This window comes from Methylobacterium symbioticum (assembly GCF_902141845.1).
Taxonomy (GTDB): domain Bacteria; phylum Pseudomonadota; class Alphaproteobacteria; order Rhizobiales; family Beijerinckiaceae; genus Methylobacterium; species Methylobacterium symbioticum.
Map to the genome: position 1 here is coordinate 1 of NZ_CABFPH010000008.1, position 21,901 is coordinate 21,901.

A 21,901-nucleotide genomic window follows, 5' to 3' on the forward strand; every position below is an offset into this window, starting at 1 on the left:
GTGGCGGCGGTGGCTGGCGTCCTCGGCGCGCAGGCCGCCATGCCAGGCAGCCGAGCGGGCGGCGGCGAGCGCGGCGTCCCCCGTCTCGGCCGCCGCGCAGCGTTCCGCGAGCTCGGGCAGGCCGGCGACGCCGCAGAGCGGGCCGAGAATGCGCCGGATGCCCGCCACGGCAAGATGACGGGTGCGTGCGGCCTCGATCTCCGGCCGGTCGGCCGAGCCCGAGAGGCGCAGCACGAAGACCATCAGGCGATGCCGCTCGGCATCGGGCATGGCATCGTTCAATCCGAGCGCGTAGGCCGCGAGCGGATGCGAGAAGCAGGGCGGGCAATCGGCGCTGGAGCGGATCGCTCGGTAGGGCAGACCGGCCGCCACCACCGCCGCCTCGTTGATGCAGGTGCCGCCGTCCGGCCCCGGAAAGGGGTGCGATCCGGCGAGCAGGCGCCAGTTGAGGATATGCCCGAAGCCGTCAGCCATGCCGTCCTCGTCGTCCCGCGGGAGGCCGAGGAGCCTGCCACGGCACGGCGGGCTTGGCGAGGGGCACTCGCAGCCGCGCCCCTCTGCGGGACCTGAGATCCGCGTCGGCTCGCAGCGCTCTCAGGCGCCGCCGATCCCGAGCGCCAGGCCGGTGAGCATGGCGAGGCCCAGAACGAGCACGAAGGCCGCGGCCACGAGCTCGAGCCCGCCCAGGGCGATCTCGCCGGCCCGCCCACGCCCGCCCGCAAGGCGCAGGGCCGCGGTCTTGGCGAAGACCGCGAGGCAGGCGAGCGCCGTGGTGGTGAGCGCGGTGCCGAGCGCCATCGCCAGGACCGCGAGCATGCCGGCCCAGAGCACGCCCTGCGACAGGGCGAAGACCAGGAGCAGCACCGCGCCCGCGCAGGGCCGCGAGCCTGCGGCGAGCACCACGCCCGCGCGCTCGCGCCAGGATTCGGCCCGCGGATCGAGGCGGATATGGGCGCAGTCCGGGCCGCAGGCCGCCGGGTTCGCCGCCGCGAGGCGCCCGGCCTTGCGCCAGGTCACTGCGAGGCCGATCAGCGCCACGAGGGCGAAGCTCGCCGTTTCCACGAGGGTGCCGGCTCGCGACAGCGCCGCGGCCGTGGCGCCGAGGATCAGGCTGCCGATCCCGACGATCGCGATGGCGACGGCAGCCTGCAGCATCGCGGCGGCGAAGCTCAGGGCGCAGCCGCGCCGAAGCGTGCGCTCGCCGGCCACGATGTAGCCTGCGATCACCGCCTTGCCGTGGCCCGGCCCGGCGGCATGGAAGACCCCATAGGCGAAGCCGAGCAGCGCGAGCGGCATCCCGTCGCCGCCCGCCTTCAGCGCCTGGACGGCCGCCTGAAGGCTGCGGGAGAAGCTCGACTGGACGGCGAGCAGCCAGCCGCCGAGGCCCGTCGCGGCTGGCGCGGCCTCGCGGAAGCCGATGCCGAAGGGCGAGCGCGGGGGCGGCGCGACCGCACCTGGCATCACCAGCCAGGACAGGCCGGCGAGCAGAAGCGCAGCGGCCGCGATCGCCCCGGCCATCAGCGCGAGGCGCCGCGCGAGACGGCCGCGCGGCGCCTCAGCCGCCAGCCCGATGCTCACGGACATGCGACGAGAACCCGCTGCGCGTATTGCACGCCGTAATTGGAGGCCGCCGTCAGCGCCTCGAAGAAGGCTTCCGTCATGCCGGGCTTGGCCGCGTCAGCGGTTTTGGGATCGGGCGTCTTCGGCCGGGTGATCGTGGCGGCGCAGCCGGTGGGCGCCCCGGCGAGCCGCGCCGCGTCCGCGCCCTCGGCCAGGCCGAAGGAGACGAAAAAGGTCGGATCGTAGACTTCGAGCGCGACGACGCCGCGTCCCTGCGTCGCCGGCGCCTTCAGGGGCAGCAGGAAGCTCAAGGTCAGCGCGTCGCCCTCCATCGCCATGCGCGGCTCGGTGGGCTCGGCGAAGGTCTGCTCCTTGCCGGCGACCTTGAGCTTCGTGAAGTAGCCGAATTCCGCGAGGTTCTGGGTGTTCTCGGCCGCAAGTCCCGCAAGCTCGTCGGGCGTCAGCTTGCCGTCGCCGTTCTTGTCGAGCCCCTGCGTGACGAAGGCCGAGTAGGCCGCGTCGAACGTCCAGCTGTGACGGATGCCGGTGACCTGACCGGATGCGTAGTCGATCTCGGCCTTCGCGGTGACCCAGACATGCGGGTGGGCCGAGGCGGACGTGGCCGCCAGGACGAGAAGGCCGGCGACGGTGGCGAGGCGGAAGGCGGGCGCGGCGGTCGGCATGGGTCGGACGCTCGCGGGCTCTGGTAAAGGATCGGTGAACGCGCTTGCCCGCTTCATGGGGCGAAAGCGAGGCGTCCCGATCGTCCAGGCCTCGCGACGCGGTCTCGGGGGGAGCCCCGGGACTGCGCTGTCCAATGACCGCTCCTGCGCGCCTTAGAGCCGCGCCCGATCGCGTTGCGACGGGGCACGGCTCCAAGCCATTGTTGTGACGCGCTCTCTTACGCCGAACCGGCATCCATTCCGGCTTAAGACCGCTCTAATGCTGCAGGATCTTCGACAGGAAGGTCTGCGCGCGCTCGGAACGGGGCTTGCCGAAGAAGTCTTCCTTCTGGGCGTCCTCGACGATCTCGCCGCGGTCCATGAAGATGACGCGGTCGGCGACCTTGCGGGCGAAGCCCATCTCGTGGGTCACGACCATCATGGTCATGCCCTCCTTGGCAAGCTCCACCATCACGTCGAGGACCTCGCCGACCATCTCCGGGTCGAGGGCCGAGGTCGGCTCGTCGAACAGCATCACCACCGGGTTCATGGCGAGCGCCCGGGCGATCGCCACGCGCTGCTGCTGGCCGCCCGAGAGCTGCCCCGGGAATTTATGGGCGTGGGCCGAGAGGCCGACGCGGGCCAGCAGGTCGAGGCCGCGCTTCTTCGCGTCCTCGCCGCTGCGCTTCAGGACCTTGCGCTGGGCGATGGTGAGGTTGTCGGTGATCGTGAGGTGCGGGAACAGCTCGAAATGCTGAAACACCATGCCGACCCGCGAGCGGAGCTTCGGCAGGTTGGTCGACTTGTCCAGGACCTTGGTGCCGGCAACCGTGATCTGACCCTTCTGGAAAGGCTCCAGCGCATTCACCGTCTTGATCAAGGTGGACTTGCCCGAACCGGAGGGGCCGCAGACCACCACCACTTCGCCCTTGGAGACGCTGGTGGTGCAATTCGTCAGCACCTGGAAGTCGCCGTACCATTTGCTGACGTTGTCGATGGCGATCATCGTCTCGCCCGTGCGGGTCCCGGGCTGGATCAGGCTTCCCTGCTGCAGACCGTCATCGGTGGGCGCCTGGCCCGCCGGAGCGACGGGATTGGAGGGCGTGGGGGCCGGCATCGGCGTGGAGGTCATGGCACGATCCTCGTTGAAGCTGCGGCTTGCGCGCTCAGCGGATGATGGCGACGCGGGCCTGAAGGCGCCGCACCAGGAACGAAGCGGTCAGGCAGATCGCGAAATAGACGACAGCCGCGAAGAGATACATCTCGACGAGGCGGCCGTCGCGCTGCGCGACCTTCGAGGCGGCGCCGAGGAAGTCGGTCAGCGACAGCACGTAGACGAGCGAGGTGTCCTGAAAGAGCACGATCGTCTGCGTCAGCAGCAGCGGCAACATGTTGCGGAAGGCCTGGGGCAGGACGACGTTCTGCATCGCCTGCCAGTAGTTCATGCCAAGCGCCGAGGCCGCAGCCGTCTGCCCCTTGGGGATCGACTGGATGCCTGCGCGCATGATCTCGGAGAAGTAGGCCGCCTCGAACAGCGTGAAGGTGATCAAAGCCGAGGGGAATGCTCCGACCTGGATCGGATTCGAAGCGCCGGTCACGTAGGCGCCGATATAGGGAACCAGGAAGTAGAACCAGAAGATCACCAGCACGAGCGGCAGCGAGCGCATCAGCTCGACATAGACCTTGGCGATGTGCTTGAGGCCCGGCACGCCCGAGAGACGCGCCATGGCAATGAGTGTTCCCAGTACGATGCCCATGCCCGCCGCCATGGCGGTGAGCGAGACGGTGAACACCATGCCCTGCCCGAACAGGTAGGGCAGTGACGAGACGATGACGCTGAAGTCGAAGTTCGAAAGCATCAGCGCTGCCCCGGGATCGTCACGGCGCGCTCGATGAACGAGGCCGCCGTGATCACGACGATGTTGATGAGGACATAAAGGAGCGTGGCGGCCGTGAAGGCCTCGAACACCTGGAAGGAGAATTCCTGCATCGAGCGCGCGCGGGCGGTGAGCTCGAGGAGGCCGATGGTGAGCGCCACCGACGTGTTCTTGAGGTTGTTCAGGAATTCGGAGGTGAGCGGGGGCAGGATGATCCGATAGGCGTTCGGCAGCAGCACGTAGCGGTAGGTCTGGGTGACGGTGAAGCCCATCGCGGTGCCGGCCATGCGCTGCCCGCGCGGAAGTGACTGGATGCCGGCACGGACCTGCTCGGCCACGCGCGAGGCCGTGAAGAAGCCGAGGCAGACCACGCCCGTGTAGAACGGTGCGTTCGGCAGCTGCTTCAGCCAATTCCCCCAGGACGTCGGAAGGACTTCCGGCAGGACGAAGTACCAGAGGAACATCTGGACCAGCAGCGGAATGTTGCGGAACAGCTCGACATAAGCGGTGCCGACTGCGTTTGCCGCCTTGTTCGGCAGGGTGCGCAGGACGCCGATCACCGAGCCGAGACAGAAGGCCATCACCCAGGAACACAACGCGGTGGCGATGGTCCAGAGAAGCCCGGAGAGCAGCATGTCGGCATAGGTGCCGGCGCCTTCAGGCGAGGGCTCGAAGAAGATGCCCCAGTTCCAATTGTAGTTCATTGATTCGAGACTTCGCCGAGTCCGGGCCGAGGGAGGTTCAGCTCAGTCGAGCAGATCGCGTGCGGATGCGCCGCTGGAAACCGCTCGATGGGCCTGTTTCTGCACAGGAACCTCGCGTGGGACTCGCAAGCCCCACGCGAGGCGCAACGCCGGATCAGTAGACAGCCGGATCCGGGCTGTCGCTCGGGGTCTTGAACTGCTTCTCCATCGCCTCGGTCATCGGCAGCTTCAGATTGATGCCCCGCGGCGGGATCTCCTTGGTGAACCACTTGTCGTAGAGCGCCTTGCCCTCAGGGCTGGTGTAGAGCGCCTTCGTCGCCGCGTCGGCGACGGCCTTGAAGGGCGCGTCATCCTTGCGCAGCATGATGCCGTAGGGCTCGGGCTTGGAGAGCGCCTCGGTCGAGATCGCGTAGGCGTCAGGCGTCTTCGAGCTGGCGGCGAGCGAGGCGAGCAGCACGTCGTCCATCACGAAGGCGGCGGCCCGCCCGGTCTCGACCATCAGGAAGGCCTCGGCATGGTCCTTGGCCGGGAGAATGGTGAGGCCGAGTTTGCGCTCGGTGTTCGCCTCGTTGATCTGCTTGATGTTGGTGGTTCCGGAGGTCGAGACGACGGTCTTGCCCTTCAGATCCTCGATGGTCTTGAGGTTCGCGTCCTTCTTGGCGACGTAGCGGGTCGCCGTGAGGAAGTGAGAATTCGTGAACGTCGCCTGCTTCTGGCGCTCGGCGTTGTTCGTCGTCGAGCCGCACTCGAGATCGATCGTGCCGTTGGCGATCAGCGGGATGCGGGTCGCGGAGGTGACCGGGTTGAGCTTCACCTCCATCTTGTCGAGCTTGAGATGCGCCTTCACCGCCTCGGCAATCTTGTAGCAGATGTCCATCGCATATCCGACCGGCTTCTGGTTCCCGTCGAGGTAGGAGAAGGGCACCGAGGAATCGCGGTAGCCGATGGTGATGGCGCCGGTGTCCTTCACCTTCTTGAGCGTTCCGGTGAGTTCCTCGGCCTGGACTGAGCCGGCGAACAGGGATGCGCCGAGGGCGAGGCCGAGTGCCACTCCGCGACGATCGAATTGAAACTGCATCAGAACGAAACTCCCAATCATGCCGAGCGGGCGTCGGCGTGCGCCAAAGGCGCGCCCGGCGTGCAGGCGCGCCTTTGCAATGATGGTGCCGGTTTGCGGGGTTGGATCACGGAGATGCGAGCCGACCGGGCTGCCGCGCAGGGACGATGCAGGCCATATTCGACCCGGTGGTCGGGCGTGCTGCCGCGGCGAAGGCCGGATCTGCCCAGGTTATCCACTCTGATCGTCCGCCCACGGCGCCGAGCCGGGCGAGTTCGCCCGTGCCGCGTGCATCTTGCACATTCCTTGTGCGTCCGCACCGGGTTTCCGGTGCGGCCGGAGAGACGTTCCACGGGCGATGTAGCGGCTGGATGCGAACGGGGCCGCCCCGCGCATGCGCGGACCGGCCCCCATTCGCTCGGCTTGTTCCGCGACCGGCTACTGGGTCACCTCGTTGCCGGTGTAGTCCACCGTGCCCTTGTCGTTCTTTTTCCAGGTATACATCACGTAGTCGGGCTTGGTGATGTCGCCCTTCTTGTCGAACGAGATCGGCCCGAGCACCGTGGTGAACGGCTTGCCCTCGCGCATGAAGGCGGCGACCTTCTTCGGATCGGCCGAGCCCGCGCCCTCGATCGCCTGCTTGAAGATCTGCACCGCGGCGTAGGCGTAGAGGGTGTAGGCTTCGGGATCGATGCCCTTGGCCTTGAAGGCGGCGACCGCGTCCTTGGCGTTCGGATTCTTGCGGGCGTCCGGCGGGAACGTGGTCAGCGTTCCCTCGGCACCGGGACCTGCGATGGCGACTAACTCCTTGTCGACCATACCGTCGCCGCCCATCATCGGCGCCTTCAGACCCTGATCCCGCATCTGCCTGATGATCAGGCCGGCCTCGGTGTAGTAGCCACCGAAATAGACCACGTCGATGCCGTTCTGCTTCAGCTTGGAGACAAGCGCCGAGTAGTCCTTCTCACCCGGGTTGATGCCCTCATAGAGGGTTTCCTTGCCGCCCTTGGCCTTGAAGGCCTTCAGTGTCTCATCGGCCAAGCCCTTCCCGTAGGGGGTCTTGTCATGAATGATCGCGACCTTCTTCCCCTTGAAGTTCTTCACTAGGTAGTCGCCCGCCACCGCGCCCTGCTGGTCGTCGCGGCCGCAGGTGCGGAACACGTTCCACAGGCCGCGCTCGGTGAACTTCACGTTGGTCGAGGCCGGCGTGATCTCGACGATGCCGGCATCGGCGTAGACGTCGGAGGCCGGGATCGACACGCCCGAGTTGAAGTGGCCCACCACGAACTTCACGCCATCCGAGGCGAACTTGTTCGCCACCGAGACGCCCTGTTTCGGGTCGGAAGCGTCGTCGCCCGACGAGAACTCGACCTTCTGGCCCTTGATGCCACCCGCCTTGTTGATGTCCTCGACGGCCTGGGAGACTCCGTTCTTGAGCTGGGCGCCGAAGGCGGCGCTGTTGCCCGTAATCGGACCACCCACCGCGACCTTCACCTGCGCCTGGGCGCCCGAGGCCAGGAGGCCGAGCGCGAGGCCCGCCAATAGTACTGCTCTCATCCCGGTCGTCTCCTTCGCTACTCACGATCCTTGCGCGGAATCAGTCGGCGCAAGGCGTTCCGGATCGGATCATGGCCGCTGCTGCTCGGCACCGGAAGGGCGCTCGCGCCAAGTCAGCGGTGAGGTCTTCTCGTAGAGCCAACGGTACTGCGTGGTCATCTGCCGGGTTCGGGTCGCCCGGAAGCCGAGCGCGCCGATCAGCATCACCACGGCGGCGTCCGCGAGATAGTATTGCGCCGAGAGAAGCGTGCCCTCGAACAGGGCGAAATGGATGAAGCGCACCGCCGCCGCGACGAGGAGCAGCGAGAGCGCCGCTTGCCAGAAGGGGCGCCAGGCCCGCGCGACGGCGCGCGCCGCCATCCAGCCGGCCCAGCCGCCCATCACGAGGGTGACGAGGAGGAAGAGCCAGACTGAAGGCTCTTCGTAGACGATGCCCTGCATGGTCAGGCTCCCGCAGCGACACCATGGCCGCCCTCGAGATAGGCGGATTTCACCGCGGGATCGTCGAGGAGCTGGCGGCCGGTCCCGCTCATCGTGACGCGTCCGTTCACCAGCACGTAGCCGCGATGGGCGAGCTTGAGCGCGTGATAGGCGTTCTGCTCCACGAGGAAGATCGTCATCCCGTCCTGGCGGTTGAGATCGCGGATCGCGTCGAAGATGCCCTTCACCACGAGAGGCGCGAGGCCGAGAGAGGGCTCGTCAAGGAGAAGGAGGCGCGGCCGGCTCATCAGGGCGCGCCCGATTGCCAGCATCTGCTGCTCGCCGCCCGACATGGTGCCGGCCCGCTGCTGAAGGCGCTCCTTGAGTCGCGGGAACAGGGCGCAGACACGCTCCAGGTCCCCGGCGAAGTGGCGGCCGCCGTGTAGGCTGGCGCCCATCTGGAGATTTTCGAACACGCTCATGCGGGGAAACACCCGCCGGCCTTCCGGCGACTGGGCGAGGCCGAGGCGGGCGATGGCGTGGGTCGGCAGGCGCGTGATGTCCTGGCCGGCATAGACGACGGACCCCGTCCGGGCCTGGGGCGCGCCGAAAATCGTCATCATCAGGGTCGACTTGCCGGCCCCGTTGGCGCCGATCAGCGTGACGATCTCGCCCTCGCCAACCTCAAGATCGACGCCCCGGAGGGCGGCGACGCTGCCGTAATAGGTCGAGACGTCGCGAATCGCGAGGAGCGGCGCCGTGGCCGCGGCCTGGCGGGCGCGAGTCTCCTCCACGAGCACGTTGATGCCGGCGACGCTCATGCTCCGGCCTCCCCATGACTTATGCCGACCTCAGCCTCGACGCGCTCGACCTCCTCGTCCTCGACGCCAAGATAGGCGGCGACGACCTTGGGATCGGCGCGGACCTGGTCGGGCGTGCCGTCGGCGATCTTGCACCCGTAATCGAGCACCACGACATGGTCGGAGATCTGCATCACCACCGACATGTCGTGCTCGATGAGGAGCACGGAGGTGTGGTGCGCGTCGCGGATGTAGCGCAGAAGCGCGTTGAGCTCGGCGCTCTCGCGCGGGTTGAGGCCGGCGGCTGGCTCGTCCAGGCAGAGGAGCACCGGATCGGTGCACATGGCGCGAGCGATTTCAAGGCGTCGCTGCGCGCCGTACGGGAGCGCGCCGGCAGGATCGTCGGCGCGATCCATGAGGCCGATGCGGTCGAGCCAGCCCTTCGCCGTGTCGATCGCTGCCGTCTCGGCCGAGCGGTAGCCCGCGAGCCCGAGAAGCCCGAGCACGGTGAAGCCGGAGGCGCGCATCAGCGGCTTGTGCTGGGCGACGAGCAGGTTCTCCAGCACGGTCATGCCTGGGAACAGGCGGATGTTCTGGAAGGTGCGCGCCACGCGCGCCGTGCGGTTCACCGCGAAGTTCGGCAGCCGCTCGAGGAGATGCACGGTGCCGTCCGCATGCGCCAGGCGCAGCATCCCCTCGGTCGGCTTGTAGAAGCCGGTGATGCAATTGAAGACCGTGGTCTTGCCGGCGCCGTTCGGGCCGATCAGCGCGGTGATGTCGCCGGCCCTCGCCTCGAAGGAGAGGTCGTTCACCGCGGTGAGGCCGCCGAAGCGCATGGTGAGGTGGACGACGGAGAGGACCGCGTCGCGGCCGACGGCGATCCTCTCGGCGGTCTTCGGGTTCGCGGGGGTCAGGACCGTCATGCCGTTCTAGCCGTGTCCTTCGCTGACATGGGCGCCCGATATGGCGCGGCGCTCCCCCAGCGACACGGAGGGCACGCGCACCGAGATCAGGCCCCGCGGGCGCCAGACCATCATCGCGACCATGGCGAGGCCGAACAGGAGCAGGCGGTACTCGTTCGGGTCGAACCCCTCGCCGAAGACGGCGCTCAGGAAGCCGAGATTGCGCAGCAGCTCCGGTCCGCCGACCATGGCGACGGCCGCGATCGCGACGCCGACCTGGCTGCCCATACCGCCGAGCACCACGATCGCCAGGATGATCGCGCTCTCGAGGAATGTGAAGCTCTCCGGGCTGATGAAGCCCTGGCGCACCGAGAAGAACGAGCCGGCGAAGCCTGCGAAGGCCGCGCCGAGGGCGAAGGCCGTGAGCTTCGTCGTGGTGGTGTCGATGCCGAGGGAGCGGCAGGCGATCTCGTCCTCGCGCAGGGCCTCCCAGGCACGGCCGATCGGCATGCGCCGCAGGCGCAACGTCGCGAAGTTGGTGAGCAGCGCGAGCCCCAGGATCAGGTAGTAGAGGAACACCACCCGGTGCATGGAATCGAACTCCAGCCCGAAGCGCGCCGCGAAGCCGTCCTCGTCCGCCGAGAACGGGATGCCGAAGAAGCTGGCGCGGGGGATCGAGGAGATGCCGGCCGCGCCGCCGGTCAGGTCGGTCCAGTTGATCAGGACGAGGCGGATGATCTCGCCGAAGGCCAGCGTCACGATGGCGAGGTAGTCGCCGCGCAGGCGCAGCACCGGAAAGCCCAGCACCATGCCCCAGGCCGCCGCGAACAGGCCGGCCAGCGGCAGGCACACCCAGAAGGACAGGCCGAAGGTGGTGGAGAGCAGCGCGTAGCAATAGGCGCCGACCGCGTAGAAGGCGACGTAGCCGAGGTCGAGCAGGCCCGCCAGGCCGACGACGATGTTCAGGCCCCAGCCGAGCATCACGTAGGTGAGGATCAGGATGCCGAGATCGATCCAGTAGCGCGCCGGACCGAGGCCTCCGCTCGCGAGGGAGGCGATCACCGGCAGGGTGAGGGCGATGCCGAGGAAGGCGTAGAGGCCGAAGGTCGACACGCGCTGGCCGGCATCGGGCTCGCCCTGGACCGCCTCGGTGGCCTGGGCCGGCGACGGCGTCAGGGCGCGGCGCGCGTCGCGGCGGGCGAGGATCAGGCGCTGGACCACCCGCAGGACGAAGATCGCGGCGCAGAAGGCCGCCACCAGCGGCCAGCGCGGCGTCAGTTCGAGCCCGGTCGGGCCCGCATTGGTGCGGTAGGCGACGATCGGGATGCAGAGGCCGAAGGCGACGAGGGCGTAGAGGCCGGCATCCCGCAGGATGTCCGGCAGGCTGGAGGTGCGCGCGTCCGCCATCAGACCTTCTCGACCTCGGCGCGGCCCAGGATCCCCGAGGGCATGAAGATCAGCACGATGGCGAGAATCGAGAAAGCGGCCACGTCCTTGTACTCGATCGAGAAATAGGCCGACCAGAACACCTCGATCAGGCCGATGATCAGACCGCCGAGCACGGCGCCCGGCAGCGAGCCGATACCGCCGAGCACGGCCGCGGTGAAGGCCTTCACGCCGGGGACGAAGCCGTCCGAGAACGAGACCACGCCGTAATAGAGCAGGTAGAGCACGCCGGCGACCGCTGCGAGCGCCGCGCCCAGCACGAAGGTCAGCGAGATGGTGCGGTCCACGTCGATGCCGAGCAGCGCGGCCATCTTGCGGTCCTGCTCGCAGGCGCGTTGCGCCCGGCCGAACGGGGTGCGCTGGACGAGGTACCAGAAGCCGGTGAGCAGCACGGCCGTCACCGTCATGATCAGCACCTGCTTGTAGGACAGGAAGACGGTGTAGCCCTCGCTCTGCATCAGCGCGATGCCGCCCTCCAGCATCGGCGGCGTCGACTTGTTGCGCGCGCCCTGCGTCACCTGCACGAAGTTCGACAGGAAGATCGAGACGCCGATGGCCGAGATCAGCGGGGCCAGACGGAACGAGCCGCGCAGGGGCCGGTAGGCCACCCGCTCGATCGCCCAGCCCCAGAGCGCGGTCAGCGCCATCGCCAGCACGAGCACGATCAGCAGGGCGAGCGCCACGGAGCTGATCCCGAGCCAGGCCGTCAGGATCAGGAACGCGATCAGCGCGATGAAGCTCGACACCATGAAGACGTCGCCGTGGGCGAAGTTCACCATGCCGATGATGCCGAACACCATCGTGTAGCCGATGGCGATCAGGCCGTAGATCGAGCCGAGCGTGAGCCCGTTGATGAGCTGTTGAAGGAAGACGTCCATCGCGGTCCCGTGATGCCTCGCCGCCGTTCAGCAAGTCCCGTACCGCACTGCCGCGCTTGCCGCCAGCCGGGTTCGGTGACGGCTGCTCCCGTCTGACGCCACGTACCGTGCGCGCAGCTTTACGAACAGAACAGGCAAATCATCCCGCACGCCCGGCAAAATCCCTTGCCAGTGGCGCGGAAGATGCGTCAGCCTTCGCATCACAGATTAAGCCTGTGGGCGGAGGAGACGGCGCATGGCAGGGTCACGCCTCACCACGATGATCTTCATCGGCATGTTGCTCGGCATCGTCGTCGGCTACCTCTGCAGCATCACCTGGCCGAATCCGCAGACGGCCAAGGAGATCGCGGGGTATATCTCGCTGGTCAGCGACATCTTCCTGCGGCTGATCAAGATGATCATCGCGCCCCTGGTGTTCTCGACGCTGGTCGTCGGTATCGCCCACATGGGTGATACCGCCTCGGTCGGCCGCGTCGGCGGCAAGGCTCTGCTCTGGTTCGTCGCGGCCTCGTTCTGCTCGCTGATGCTGGGGCTGATTCTCGTGAACCTGCTCCAGCCCGGCCACAACCTGAACCTGCCCTTGCCGGAGGCCGGGGCGGGCACGGGCCTCAAGGCGGCCTCGCTCTCGCTGAAGGAGTTCGTCACGCATCTGGTGCCCAAGAGCGCCGTCGAGGCGATGGCCAACAACGAGATCCTGCAGATCGTGGTGTTCTCGATCTTCTTCGGCGTGGCGCTCGCCGCCCTCGGCGAGAAGGGGCACGCCCTCGCCCACGGCATCGAAGCCCTCGCCGACGTGATGCTGAAGGTCACGGGCTACGTGATGCTGTTCGCGCCGCTCGCCGTCTTCGCGGCCATCGCCGCGACGATCACCACGCAGGGCATCGGCGTGATCGTCACCTATACCAAGTTCATGCTGGAATTCTACGCGAGCCTCGCGGTGCTGTGGTGCCTGCTGCTCTTCGCGGGCTTCCTGCTCGTCGGCTCCGGCGGCATCCGGCGGCTCGTCAACCTGATCAAGGAGCCCTTCGTGCTCGCCTTCTCGACCGCGTCGAGCGAGGCGGCTTATCCGAAGACCCTGTCGAACCTCGAACAGTTCGGCGTGCCCAACCGCATCACCTCGTTCGTGCTGCCGATGGGCTACTCGTTCAACCTCGACGGCTCGATGATGTACTGCACCTTCGCGGTGATGTTCATCGCCCAGGCCTACAACATCCCGCTCACCTGGGGGCAGCAGCTCACCATGCTGCTTCTCCTGATGGTGACCTCGAAGGGCATGGCGGGCGTGCCGCGCGCCTCCCTGGTGGTGATCTCGGCGACGCTCTCGCAGTTCAACATCCCCGAGGCGGGGCTGCTGCTCATCATCGGCATCGACCAGTTCCTCGACATGGGCCGCTCGGCCACGAACGTCCTCGGCAACAGCGTCGCGACGGTCGCGGTCGCCAAATGGGAGGGCCAGCTCGCGACGGAGGACCAGAGGCTCGACCGGGACGTCAGCCCCCTGCCCTCTCCGGCGGAATGAGGCGGGCCATGTCGGTGCGCCGGCTCGCCGTCGCCTTCGGGCTCGTCCTCCTCGCCCTGCCCCTGCCGGCCCAGGCCGTCGAGGTCCTCACCGGCGCGCTGAAGGCGATCGCCGAACGCGGCGAGGTGGTGATCGGCTACCGCGAGACATCGGTGCCCTTCTCCTTCCTCGATCGCGGACGGCCGGTGGGCTATGCGATCGACCTCTGCGGCGAGATCGTGGACGAGATCGGCCGCGCCACCGGCCGGTCCGACCTGCGCGTGCGCTACGAGCGGGTGACACCCGATACCCGGATCGAGGCGGTGAAAGCGGGCCGGATCGACCTCGAATGCGGCTCGACCACCGCCAATGCCGAGCGCCGGCGCAGCGTCGCCTTCTCGCCCGTCACCTATGTCAGCGCGACGACGCTGCTGGTGCCGCGCGACTCCGACATCCGCTCCTACCGGGATCTCGGCGGCCGCAGGGTGGTGGTGACCTCGGGCACGACCAACGAGGCGGCCCTGCGCGGCCTCGTCGCCAAGCTGAAGCTCCAGACCGAGATCCTGACGGCGCCCGATCACGCCGCCGCCTTCGCGATGGTGAAGGAGGGCCGTGCCGACGCCTTCGCCACCGACGACGTGCTGCTCTACGGGCTCATCGCCGATGCGGGCGCCGAGGGCGGGCGCTTCACGGTCCTGCCGGACAAGCTCTCCTTCGAGCCCTACGGCATCATGTTCCGCAAGGACGACCCCGACCTCGCCGCGACCGTGAACGCGGCCTTCGTGCGGCTGGCCGAATCGCGCGAGCTGCGCTGGATCTACGAGCGCTGGTTCCTCAAGCGCCTGCCGAACGGGGAGCGCCTCAACGTGCCGATGTCGAGTGAATTGCGCACCAGTTTCCAGCTGATCGGTCTGGAGGACTGATCAAAAAAGCGCCCGCCGGGCTGAGACCGCGGCGGGCGGAGGGGTCGAGAAGCGAAGAATACCCTCGTTGCCATGAACGGGCGGAGAGGAAGACTTCATCCGTCCGCGCGTTTCGAAATCGCGCCGCTCACGGCCGATGCGGATGCCGAAGATCACCTCGTCGGGCAGCACACACGTCCTCTCCTCTCTGCGGTCTGCCGGATTCAAACGGTCCCGTTGATCGAACCGGACCGCCGCGGATCCCCTCACCCCGCTTGCGGGGAGAGGGCTCAGCCGACCTCGTCGTCGGCTGAGCGAGGCGGCAGCCGAAGGTGAGGGGGCTTGAACGGAGGTGTCTCTTCCGGAATCACCCCCTCACCGCCGCTTCGGCTTCGCCTCTCGCTTCCCACAGGGACGACAAGGTCCCCGTGGGCCTCTCCCCGCCCGGCGGGGAGAGGGGGCGCGTCGCGCCTGATGGGAGGCGGGGCGTGATCCGTGCCGATCTGTGAATTCCTGTGGCCGCTGGTTGGCGCAAGGCCTGCAGGCATTCCCGTCTGGGCCGTCCGGCCGCCCCTCACCCGCGCAGCACCTTGCCCGGATTCATGATCCCCAGCGGGTCGAAGGCCTGTTTCAGGCTGCGCATGAGTGCGACCGCCTCGGGGCCGTGCTCCGCTTCGAGATAGCGGATCTTCTTCTGCCCGATGCCGTGCTCGCCGGTGCAGGTGCCGTCCATGGCGAGCGCCCGGGCGACCAGGCGGTCGACGAAGCCGGCGACGCGCGCCACCTCCTCCGGATCGTCCACATCGACCACCGGCTGGACGTGGAAATTGCCGTCGCCGACATGTCCGACGATCGGCGCGACGAGGCCGGTCTCCAGGATGTCGCGCTTGGTCTCGGCGACGCATTCGGCGAGCCGCGAGATCGGAACGCAGACATCGGTCGCCACCGCCCGCCCGCCCGGCCGCAGGGCGAGCGCGGCCCAGTAGGCATCGTGCCGGGCCTGCCAGAGGCGGTTCCGCGCCTCCGTCTCCCTCGCCCAGCTGAAGGGGGCGGCACCCTCCCCCCCCGCGATCTCGCCGAAACGGGCGGCCTGCTCGCGCACGGAGGCGTCGGTGCCGTGGAACTCGAGCAGCAGGAGCGGCGTCTCGGGCAGGGAGAGCTTCGAATAGGCGTTGCAGGCGCGAACCTGCATCTCGTCCAGAAGCTCGATCCGCGCGACCGGGATGCCGGTCTGAATGGTCAGGATGACGGCGTCGCAGGCCGCCTTCACGCTCGGGAAGGAGCAGATGCCGGCCGAGATCGCCTCCGGGATGCCGGAGAGGCGCAGCGTCAGCTCCGTGATCAGGCCGAGCGTGCCCTCCGAGCCGACGAGGAGACGGGTCAGGTCGTAGCCGGCGGCCGATTTCCGGGCGCGGCTCCCGGTGCGGACGATCTCGCCGTTCGGCGTCACCGCGGTGAGCGCCAGCACCGCGTCGCGCATGGTGCCGTAGCGGACGGCGTTGGTGCCCGAGGCCCGCGTCGCGGCCATGCCGCCGAAGGAGGCGTCCGCACCCGGATCGATCGGGAAGAACAGGCCCTGGTCGCGCAGGGCGACGTTCAGCGCCTTGCGGGTGAGGCCGGCCTCCACAACGCAGTCGAGATCCTCGGCGTTGACCGCGAGGATCCGGTTCATGCCGGACAGGTCGACGCTGACGCCCCCGAACGGCGCGTTGACGTGGCCCTCCAGCGACGAGCCGGTGCCGAAGGGGATGACCGGGACGCGGTGCTCGGCGCAGAGGCGCATCACCGCCTGCACCTCCGCGGTGGAGGTCGCGAAGACCACCGCATCCGGCGGCTGGCTCGGCGCCCAGGTGAGCGTGCTCGCGTGCTGCTCGCGCACCGCCTGGCCGGTGGAGAGCCGGTCGCCGAAGCGGTCGCGCAGGCCCGAGACCACAGCCGCGACGGCGTCGCTACCGGGTGCGGTCAGCGGAGGCGTGGCTGTGGCTTGCATCGGAGGATCGGGTCTCGCCTGTGAGCAGGCAGGCCATAGCTCGTCCGACGCGTGCCGGCAAAGCAGCGTGGAGCCGCACGCGGCCAGGGCGGCGCTCATCCCGGCCGGGTCTCTGTGCCGCGTTGCGGGAGCCTTTCGCGGCGCCGCGCATTCGGACCCGATGACAGGTCGGACGACGGGTGGACGACATGCAGGACGATGCGGGGCGCCGCGCCTATCTGAGACGCGACAGACGCCAGTCGATCCAGACCGTCGGTGTGGTGGCCGCGCTGATCCTGTTCATCTGCGTGGTCTTCGGCGGCCTGTTCGGCGCGGCGCAGTTCCTGGGATAGGGCGTGGTCCGCGGCGGGGGCGATCGTCCCCGCCGCCGTCACGCCCGGCTCAGGCCCCGAACCGCTGGAAGGTCGGGAAGCTGCGCGACATCAGGCTGCCGGTATCGGCGCGATGGCCCATGAACTTCTCGAGCATCTGCTGGGTGGCGAGACGGCCCTGGCCGGCGCCGTCCCGCCAGGGCAGGCCCTCGGCCAGCCTGAAGACCTGGGCCGCGGCCAGCGTGGTCTGGCGGCAGCGCAGCAGGCGCACGCCCTTGCCGCGGGTCAGCTCCGACAGCTCCGTGACCGGGAAGACCAGCAGGAGCTTGTCCGCGCTGCAGACCGCCACGTGGTCGCCCTCGGCCGGCACCAGGAGCGCCGCCGTCGCGTCCCCGTCGAGGCCGAGCACGCCCTTGCCCTTGCGCGTGTTGGCGACGAGCGCGTCGGCCGGGGCGATGAAGCCGCGCCCGTCCGACCCCGCGATGAGGAGCTTGCTCTCGGGCCTGTAGGGGAGCGCGGCCACCACCTCGGTGCCGTCGTCGAGATCGACCATCAGCCGGACCGGGTCGCCGAAGCCGCGCCCGCCCGGCAGCTTCGCGGCCTCGATGGTGAAGACCTTGCCGTTCGAGGCGAGCAGCAGGATCTTGGCCGTGGTCTCGCTCGGGAAGGCGATCTTGAGCGCGTCGTCGCCCTTGAAGGCGACGCCCGAGAGGTCGGCCACGTGGCCCTTCAACGCGCGGATCCAGCCCTTCTCCGAGACGATCACGGTGATCGGCTCGCGCTCGACCAGCGCCGCCGTGAAGTCGACGCCCGCGGTGTCGGGCGGGTTCTCGAGCGTGGTGCGGCGGCGGCCGAGCTTGGTCTCGGGGCCGAAGGTCTTCTTCACGGCGCGGATCTGGGCCTGCACCGTCTTCCACTGCTTCTCGTCCGAGCCGAGCAGGTCCTCGATCTCCGCCTTCTCGGCGGTGAGCGCCTCGAACTCGCGCTTCAGTTCCATCTCCTCCAGCTTGCGCAGGGAGCGGAGCCGCGTGTCGAGGATGGCGTTGGCCTGGATCTCGGTCAGCGTGAAGCGGGCGATGAGCGCGGCCTTGGGCTCGTCCTCCTCGCGGATGATGCGGATGACCTCGTCGAGATCGAGATAGACGATCAGCAGGCCGCCCAGGATCTCCAGGCGCCGCTCGATCTGGCCGAGGCGGAAGCGCGAGCGCCGCTGCAGCACCACGCGGCGATGGTCGACCCACTGCCTCAGGCACTCGGCGAGGCCGATCACCCGCGGCACGAGGCCGTCGACCAGCACGTTGAGGTTCAGCGGGATGCGCGCCTCGAGCTCGGTCAGCCGGAACAGCGATTCCATCAGGATGACCGGATCGACGCTGCGCGAGCGCGGCTCGAGCACGACGCGGACGTCCTCGGCCGATTCGTCACGCACGTCGGCGAGCAGCGGCAGCTTCTTCTCCTGCAGCAGCTCGGCCATCTTCTCGATGAGCCGGCTCTTCGGCACGCCGTAGGGAATCTCGGTGACGACGATGTTCCAGGTGCCGCGGCCGAGCTCCTCCTTGGTCCAGCGGGCGCGCACGCGGAAGGCGCCGCGGCCGGTGCGGTAGGCCTCGGCGATGCTCTCGGCCGAATCCACGAGGATGCCGCCGGTCGGGAAATCCGGACCCTGCACGAACCGGCCGAGCTGGGCCGAGGTCGCCTCCGGATGGCTGATCAGATAGAGCGCCGCGTCGCACAGCTCGGCCGCGTTGTGCGGCGGGATCGAGGTCGCCATGCCGACCGCGATGCCCTGGCTGCCATTGGCCAGGAGGTTCGGGAAGGCCGCCGGCAGCACGACCGGCTCCTCCTTCTCGCCGTTGTAGGAGGGCCGGAAATCGACCGTGTCCTCGTCGATCCCGTCGAGGAGCAGGCGCGCCACCTCGGTCAGCCGCGCCTCGGTGTAGCGGTAGGCCGCCGGGCCGTCGCCGTCGATATTGCCGAAATTGCCCTGGCCATCGACCAGCGGATAGCGCTGGGCGAAATCCTGGCTGAGCCGCACCAGCGCGTCGTAGATCGCCTGGTCGCCGTGCGGGTGGAAGTCGCCCATCACGTCGCCGACGATCTTGGCGCATTTCTTGTGCGCCGTGTTCGGGTCGAGCCGCAGCAGGCGCATGCCGTAGAGGATGCGCCGATGCACGGGCTTCAGGCCGTCGCGCGCGTCCGGGAGGGCCCGGTGCATGATCGTGGAGAGCGCGTAGGCGAGATAGCGCTCTTCCAGCGCGGATTTCAGCTCGACGCTCTCGATGCCGTCGCCGGACGGCGGCTCGAAGGGCTGGCCCATGACGGCTCCGTTCATTCCTCTCGTTGCAGGGCATCCGGCGCGGTGCCGGCGACCCTGCGCCCGGCGGACGATCGCCGCCCGGCAGGCGCGGGCGCGGATCGCACCGGGCGCGGCTCAGCGCGCTCCGCCGCCGGGTCGGAACATAACACGAACATCCTCAGCCATCACGCTGGCTGAGTGCGACGAATCGTGCCCGTTCCTCCGGCACCGGCAGGGCCCGCGGGCCCCAGATGTGCTGATTGAGGAAATAGCCCGTCAAGGTAAACCCCTTGGTAACGTCGTCCGGTCCGAGCCCCTCGCCCCGGAGGAAGCCCGGCAGCGGCAGCAGCCGGTCGCGATAGGGCTCGCCCGCCGAGGCGCTGACGGCGCGCCCGGAGCGCGGCGACACGTAGATCAGGGCATCGTTCGTGCCGGTCGCCGCGCAGGCCCCGAGATCGAGGCCGAAGCCGAGTTCGGCCAGGACGGCGAGTTCGAACCGCACCATCAGCGGCGGGGCGATGTGCGGATCGTCCAGCCGCTCGATCAGGATGCAGGCCGCCTCGTAGAGTTCGGGATGGGGATCGCGCTCGGGCAGGAGCCTGAGCAGCCCCGCCATGTGCGTGACGCCGTAGAGGGCAAGCGAGGAGCCGATCAGCCGCGACACCACCGATTCCACCGGCTCGACCGCGTAGGAGCCGAGACTCTCGTCGAGCCGCGCCCGCCAGGTCAGGCGCACGCGGTTGCCCGGTTGCAGCACGGGCTGCATGCGGCGCGAGCGGCCGCCATGGACGAGGCCGAGATGGCGTCCATGCGCGCGGGTCATCGACTCCAGGACGGTGCCGGTCTCCCCGTGCCGACGCACGCCCAGAACGATGCCCTCGTCGATCCACTGCATGGGGCAGAGATAGTCGTTCCGCGCGCATTCCGGGAGCGCGGTTCGAGCCCCGAATTCGGTTCAGCCGGTGCCGGTTGCGGCCTATACTCCCAGCATCGGAGGAGAATCGGATGCCGGTTCGGATCGCGTGCTGCGCTGTCGTGGTGGCTCTCGGCCTCGGCGGCTGCATGGCGCGCCGAACGCAGCTGGACACGGCGCTGTCAGCGGACGCTGGAAGCCTGCGCGCGCGCATCGCCCGCGTGGCGCTCGACCGGGTGGAGTTCGGCTCGGTCTCGCTGATCCCGGTGCGGTTCGAGCACAGCCGGATCAGCGGCCCGTTCGAGGATGGCGGCCGCACGCTCTACTGTGTCTCGACCCACATGAAGGGCCGCACCTTCGGCAAGGCCGAGCGGCCGAAGATCGTGGTGCAGGAGGACAAGGCGGCGGGCCGGCTCCGCGTCATCGAGGACGACGAGGTCTGCACCGGCCACCGCACGGAGCCGTTCCCGGAACTGGAGACGCTCGGCAACCCGAGCGCCTGAGCCTGCCACGCTTGCGCCCCGGCACGCGGCATGCTGGGCTCGCCGCCATGCCGAGCCTCACGGACGACCTCGACCTCAACCTCGACCTGATCGCACGCGCCCACAGCGTGCCCGTGCCGGACGACGAGACCGCGCTTCGGCTCATGACCGACGAGGAGCTGCGGCCGGGCCTCGCCCAGATCATCGCGGACCGGCGCGGCGACGACGAGATCTGGGTCTTCGCCTACGGCTCGCTGATGTGGCGGCCGGAATTCGCCTATGCCGAGAGCCGGCTCGGCACCGTGCGCGGCTTCCATCGCCGGTTCTGCCTGCTGCAGCGCCGCTTCCGCGGCACGCCGGACCGGCCGGGCTTCGTGCTCGCCCTCGACCGGGGCGGGATCTGCCGCGGCGTCGCCTTCCGGCTCACCGGCACGGATCTGCACGAGACGCTGATGCCGGTCTGGCGGCGGGAGATGCGCGGCATGGGCTATGTCGCGCGCTGGCTTCCCGTCGAGACGGAGGGCGGCACGGTCTCGGCGCTGACCTTCCTGGTGAACCGGGCGAGCGACCGCTACAGCGGCCGCCTCTCGGATGCGGAGATCGCCGACAAGATCGCGGCCGCCTGCGGGCATATGGGGCCGAGCGCGGAATACCTGTTCCGCACCGTCCAGGCCTGCGCCGAGCTCGGCATCCGCGACCGCCACCTCTGGTCGCTGCAGAAGCTGGTGGCGGAGCGGCTGAGGGCCTGCGCGGTCGATGCGCGCGAGGGCGCGCTCAGATCCAGGTCCGCTTGAGCGCGAGCACGGCGCGGCCGGAATGGTGCTCCGCATCGGGGTTGCGCAGCTCACGAAAACCCGGCGCCTTGCCGTTCATCAGGTAGACGAACAGCGTCAGCGCCAGAACCACCTTGGTACGCATCGAACCGGTCTCAACAGCCTTAAGCGCGGCTGTTTAAGCTCGATCGCATCTGACGGACTTGCGCTGGCGCACATGGGCCCGGCGTCATCCCGGGCGCTTGCCGGTAGGGTCAAGAAAGGGTTGATGCGCCCGGACGGGGGCTGAAGGGACGGAAGGGACGAGGATGACGGCAGGGATCTGGCTCGGCGTGACGGCGGCCCTCCTGGCGGTGACCGCCCAGGTGGCGGGGATCACCCAGGCTTCTGCGGAGAGCCTCGATCTCGCCGGGACGGCGGCACTCGGGCCCGAGAGCCGCGCCGTGACGCTCCGTCTCACCTGCGAGCCCAAGACCGGCATCGCGGCGACGCTGACCGTCCCGCTCTTCACGGGGCTGTCCTTCGATTTCGATGGGCTCGAGGGCCCGAGCGGCAGCACCGCGCCGCTCGCCGAATTGCGCACCGTCACGGGCTCCGGGGTTCGTACCACCCGGGTTCGGGCGAGCGGCGCGGTGGCCGCCGATCCGGCCACGAGCTTCACCCTCACCGTCGCGCCCGCCCGGCGCGGCGAGGCGCCCCTGCGCGAGGTCGCCCTGGCGCTGGCCGAGCCCGGCGCCAAGCTCGTCTGGACTCAAGGCTCGCCGCGCAAGGGCGATGCGCCTGTGGTGGCGACCTTCGTCGTCGCCGAGGGGCAGACGGCATCCCTGCGCACGACGGTGAGCCCCTGCCTTCAGGGATTTTGAACGCCCCGCT

The 21,901-nt window shown here is 68.9% G+C and carries 24 protein-coding genes; 6 read left to right on the plus strand and 18 right to left on the minus strand.

From position 1 onward, the window contains the following. From MET9862_RS04565 to MET9862_RS04625, 13 genes are all read right to left on the minus strand, one after another. On the minus strand, nt 1-474 hold a 474-nt coding region (locus tag MET9862_RS04565; protein ID WP_142581927.1), incomplete at its 3' end, for a hypothetical protein. Between the two features lie 120 nt (nt 475-594). After that, nucleotides 595-1,584 (minus strand): nickel/cobalt transporter, encoded by a 990-nt coding sequence (locus tag MET9862_RS04570; RefSeq protein WP_142581928.1) that lies wholly within the window; start codon nt 1,582-1,584, stop codon nt 595-597. Next, nucleotides 1,575-2,243: a DUF1007 family protein gene (locus MET9862_RS04575; protein WP_142581929.1), complete on the minus strand. Its 669-nt coding sequence runs from the start codon at nt 2,241-2,243 to the stop codon at nt 1,575-1,577. Before MET9862_RS04575 ends, MET9862_RS04570 begins: the two co-directional genes overlap by 10 nt. Before the next feature lie 256 nt (nt 2,244-2,499). Then, the gene (locus tag MET9862_RS04580; RefSeq protein ID WP_185156751.1) at nt 2,500-3,228 is read right to left on the minus strand and encodes an amino acid ABC transporter ATP-binding protein; all 729 of its coding nucleotides are present in this window, start codon (nt 3,226-3,228) and stop codon (nt 2,500-2,502) included. A 160-nt stretch (nt 3,229-3,388) separates the two neighbouring features. Further along, entirely contained in the window at nt 3,389-4,081 is a 693-nt protein-coding gene (locus MET9862_RS04585; RefSeq protein WP_142581931.1) for an amino acid ABC transporter permease, read from the minus strand. Continuing rightward, nucleotides 4,081-4,803: an amino acid ABC transporter permease gene (locus MET9862_RS04590; protein WP_142581932.1), complete on the minus strand. Its 723-nt coding sequence runs from the start codon at nt 4,801-4,803 to the stop codon at nt 4,081-4,083. Before MET9862_RS04590 ends, MET9862_RS04585 begins: the two co-directional genes overlap by 1 nt. 154 nt (nt 4,804-4,957) lie before the next feature. Continuing rightward, nucleotides 4,958-5,881: an amino acid ABC transporter substrate-binding protein gene (locus MET9862_RS04595; RefSeq protein ID WP_142581933.1), complete on the minus strand. Its 924-nt coding sequence runs from the start codon at nt 5,879-5,881 to the stop codon at nt 4,958-4,960. Between the two features lie 417 nt (nt 5,882-6,298). Further along, nucleotides 6,299-7,417, minus strand: a complete 1,119-nt coding sequence (locus MET9862_RS04600) for a branched-chain amino acid ABC transporter substrate-binding protein (RefSeq protein WP_142581934.1) — start codon at nt 7,415-7,417, stop codon at nt 6,299-6,301. Nucleotides 7,418-7,486: 69 nt separating this feature from the next. Then, complete coding sequence (locus tag MET9862_RS04605; RefSeq protein ID WP_142581935.1) at nt 7,487-7,858, minus strand: DUF6867 family protein; 372 nt, start codon at nt 7,856-7,858, stop codon at nt 7,487-7,489. A 2-nt stretch (nt 7,859-7,860) separates the two neighbouring features. Then, nucleotides 7,861-8,658, minus strand: coding sequence for an ABC transporter ATP-binding protein (locus MET9862_RS04610; RefSeq protein ID WP_142581936.1), 798 nt, complete (start codon nt 8,656-8,658; stop codon nt 7,861-7,863). Continuing rightward, nucleotides 8,655-9,560, minus strand: coding sequence for an ABC transporter ATP-binding protein (locus MET9862_RS04615; protein WP_142581937.1), 906 nt, complete (start codon nt 9,558-9,560; stop codon nt 8,655-8,657). The genes MET9862_RS04610 and MET9862_RS04615 overlap by 4 nt, the downstream gene beginning before the upstream one ends. A gap of 6 nt (nt 9,561-9,566) precedes the next feature. Then, nucleotides 9,567-10,946, minus strand: coding sequence for a high-affinity branched-chain amino acid ABC transporter permease LivM (gene livM, locus MET9862_RS04620; RefSeq protein WP_142581938.1), 1,380 nt, complete (start codon nt 10,944-10,946; stop codon nt 9,567-9,569). After that, the gene (locus MET9862_RS04625) at nt 10,946-11,863 is read right to left on the minus strand and encodes an ABC transporter permease subunit (protein WP_142581939.1); all 918 of its coding nucleotides are present in this window, start codon (nt 11,861-11,863) and stop codon (nt 10,946-10,948) included. The genes livM and MET9862_RS04625 overlap by 1 nt, the downstream gene beginning before the upstream one ends. Nucleotides 11,864-12,098: 235 nt before the next feature. Here MET9862_RS04625 and MET9862_RS04630 point away from each other — a divergent pair, with 235 nt between their 5' ends. Further along, a complete protein-coding gene (locus MET9862_RS04630; RefSeq protein WP_142581940.1) occupies nt 12,099-13,382 on the plus strand; it encodes a dicarboxylate/amino acid:cation symporter in 1,284 nt (427 codons plus the stop codon). Between the two features lie 8 nt (nt 13,383-13,390). Next, entirely contained in the window at nt 13,391-14,284 is an 894-nt protein-coding gene (locus tag MET9862_RS04635) for an amino acid ABC transporter substrate-binding protein (RefSeq protein ID WP_142581941.1), read from the plus strand. Here MET9862_RS04635 and MET9862_RS29150 read toward each other — a convergent pair whose 3' ends face one another. Next, nucleotides 14,285-14,455 carry a hypothetical protein gene (locus MET9862_RS29150; protein WP_185156745.1) on the minus strand — a complete coding sequence of 57 codons (171 nt, stop codon included), beginning with the start codon at nt 14,453-14,455 and terminating at the stop codon, nt 14,285-14,287. Nucleotides 14,456-14,837: 382 nt separating this feature from the next. Continuing rightward, nucleotides 14,838-16,253 (minus strand): FAD-binding oxidoreductase, encoded by a 1,416-nt coding sequence (locus MET9862_RS04645; RefSeq protein WP_142581942.1) that lies wholly within the window; start codon nt 16,251-16,253, stop codon nt 14,838-14,840. Nucleotides 16,254-16,432: 179 nt separating this feature from the next. On the opposite strand from MET9862_RS04645, the gene MET9862_RS29155 reads away from it, so the two are divergent. Beyond that, nucleotides 16,433-16,585 (plus strand): hypothetical protein, encoded by a 153-nt coding sequence (locus MET9862_RS29155; protein WP_185156746.1) that lies wholly within the window; start codon nt 16,433-16,435, stop codon nt 16,583-16,585. Between the two features lie 49 nt (nt 16,586-16,634). Here MET9862_RS29155 and parC read toward each other — a convergent pair whose 3' ends face one another. Further along, nucleotides 16,635-18,881 (minus strand): DNA topoisomerase IV subunit A, encoded by a 2,247-nt coding sequence (gene parC, locus MET9862_RS04650; protein ID WP_142582009.1) that lies wholly within the window; start codon nt 18,879-18,881, stop codon nt 16,635-16,637. Nucleotides 18,882-19,038: 157 nt separating this feature from the next. Continuing rightward, a complete protein-coding gene (gene recO / locus MET9862_RS04655; RefSeq protein ID WP_142581943.1) occupies nt 19,039-19,755 on the minus strand; it encodes a DNA repair protein RecO in 717 nt (238 codons plus the stop codon). A 110-nt stretch (nt 19,756-19,865) separates the two neighbouring features. Here recO and MET9862_RS04660 point away from each other — a divergent pair, with 110 nt between their 5' ends. Together MET9862_RS04660 and MET9862_RS04665 are read left to right on the plus strand one after the other, a co-directional pair. After that, nucleotides 19,866-20,276, plus strand: coding sequence for a hypothetical protein (locus tag MET9862_RS04660; RefSeq protein ID WP_142581944.1), 411 nt, complete (start codon nt 19,866-19,868; stop codon nt 20,274-20,276). 47 nt (nt 20,277-20,323) lie between these two features. Then, the gene (locus tag MET9862_RS04665; RefSeq protein WP_142581945.1) at nt 20,324-21,049 is read left to right on the plus strand and encodes a gamma-glutamylcyclotransferase; all 726 of its coding nucleotides are present in this window, start codon (nt 20,324-20,326) and stop codon (nt 21,047-21,049) included. Here MET9862_RS04665 and MET9862_RS29160 read toward each other — a convergent pair. Continuing rightward, nucleotides 21,030-21,173, minus strand: coding sequence for a hypothetical protein (locus MET9862_RS29160; protein WP_185156747.1), 144 nt, complete (start codon nt 21,171-21,173; stop codon nt 21,030-21,032). The genes MET9862_RS04665 and MET9862_RS29160 overlap by 20 nt on opposite strands. Nucleotides 21,174-21,336: 163 nt before the next feature. On the opposite strand from MET9862_RS29160, the gene MET9862_RS04670 reads away from it, so the two are divergent. Further along, the gene (locus tag MET9862_RS04670) at nt 21,337-21,891 is read left to right on the plus strand and encodes a hypothetical protein (protein WP_142581946.1); all 555 of its coding nucleotides are present in this window, start codon (nt 21,337-21,339) and stop codon (nt 21,889-21,891) included. Nucleotides 21,892-21,901 lie beyond the last annotated feature (10 nt).

Bases quoted from the DNA above. Each gene is read 5' to 3' on its own strand.
- MET9862_RS04570 (WP_142581928.1), bottom strand. From the start codon at position 1,584: ATGTCCGTGAGCATCGGGCTGGCGGCTGAGGCGCCGCGCGGCCGTCTC.
- MET9862_RS04575 (WP_142581929.1), bottom strand. From the start codon at position 2,243: ATGCCGACCGCCGCGCCCGCCTTCCGCCTCGCCACCGTCGCCGGCCTT.
- MET9862_RS04580 (WP_185156751.1), bottom strand. From the start codon at position 3,228: ATGATCGCCATCGACAACGTCAGCAAATGGTACGGCGACTTCCAGGTG.
- MET9862_RS04585 (WP_142581931.1), bottom strand. From the start codon at position 4,081: ATGCTTTCGAACTTCGACTTCAGCGTCATCGTCTCGTCACTGCCCTAC.
- MET9862_RS04590 (WP_142581932.1), bottom strand. From the start codon at position 4,803: ATGAACTACAATTGGAACTGGGGCATCTTCTTCGAGCCCTCGCCTGAA.
- MET9862_RS04595 (WP_142581933.1), bottom strand. From the start codon at position 5,881: ATGCAGTTTCAATTCGATCGTCGCGGAGTGGCACTCGGCCTCGCCCTC.
- MET9862_RS04600 (WP_142581934.1), bottom strand. From the start codon at position 7,417: ATGAGAGCAGTACTATTGGCGGGCCTCGCGCTCGGCCTCCTGGCCTCG.
- MET9862_RS04605 (WP_142581935.1), bottom strand. From the start codon at position 7,858: ATGCAGGGCATCGTCTACGAAGAGCCTTCAGTCTGGCTCTTCCTCCTC.
- MET9862_RS04610 (WP_142581936.1), bottom strand. From the start codon at position 8,658: ATGAGCGTCGCCGGCATCAACGTGCTCGTGGAGGAGACTCGCGCCCGC.
- MET9862_RS04615 (WP_142581937.1), bottom strand. From the start codon at position 9,560: ATGACGGTCCTGACCCCCGCGAACCCGAAGACCGCCGAGAGGATCGCC.
- livM (WP_142581938.1), bottom strand. From the start codon at position 10,946: ATGGCGGACGCGCGCACCTCCAGCCTGCCGGACATCCTGCGGGATGCC.
- MET9862_RS04625 (WP_142581939.1), bottom strand. From the start codon at position 11,863: ATGGACGTCTTCCTTCAACAGCTCATCAACGGGCTCACGCTCGGCTCG.
- MET9862_RS04630 (WP_142581940.1), top strand. From the start codon at position 12,099: ATGGCAGGGTCACGCCTCACCACGATGATCTTCATCGGCATGTTGCTC.
- MET9862_RS04635 (WP_142581941.1), top strand. From the start codon at position 13,391: ATGTCGGTGCGCCGGCTCGCCGTCGCCTTCGGGCTCGTCCTCCTCGCC.
- MET9862_RS04645 (WP_142581942.1), bottom strand. From the start codon at position 16,253: ATGCAAGCCACAGCCACGCCTCCGCTGACCGCACCCGGTAGCGACGCC.
- parC (WP_142582009.1), bottom strand. From the start codon at position 18,881: ATGGGCCAGCCCTTCGAGCCGCCGTCCGGCGACGGCATCGAGAGCGTC.
- recO (WP_142581943.1), bottom strand. From the start codon at position 19,755: ATGCAGTGGATCGACGAGGGCATCGTTCTGGGCGTGCGTCGGCACGGG.
- MET9862_RS04660 (WP_142581944.1), top strand. From the start codon at position 19,866: ATGCCGGTTCGGATCGCGTGCTGCGCTGTCGTGGTGGCTCTCGGCCTC.
- MET9862_RS04665 (WP_142581945.1), top strand. From the start codon at position 20,324: ATGCCGAGCCTCACGGACGACCTCGACCTCAACCTCGACCTGATCGCA.
- MET9862_RS29160 (WP_185156747.1), bottom strand. From the start codon at position 21,173: ATGCGTACCAAGGTGGTTCTGGCGCTGACGCTGTTCGTCTACCTGATG.
- MET9862_RS04670 (WP_142581946.1), top strand. From the start codon at position 21,337: ATGACGGCAGGGATCTGGCTCGGCGTGACGGCGGCCCTCCTGGCGGTG.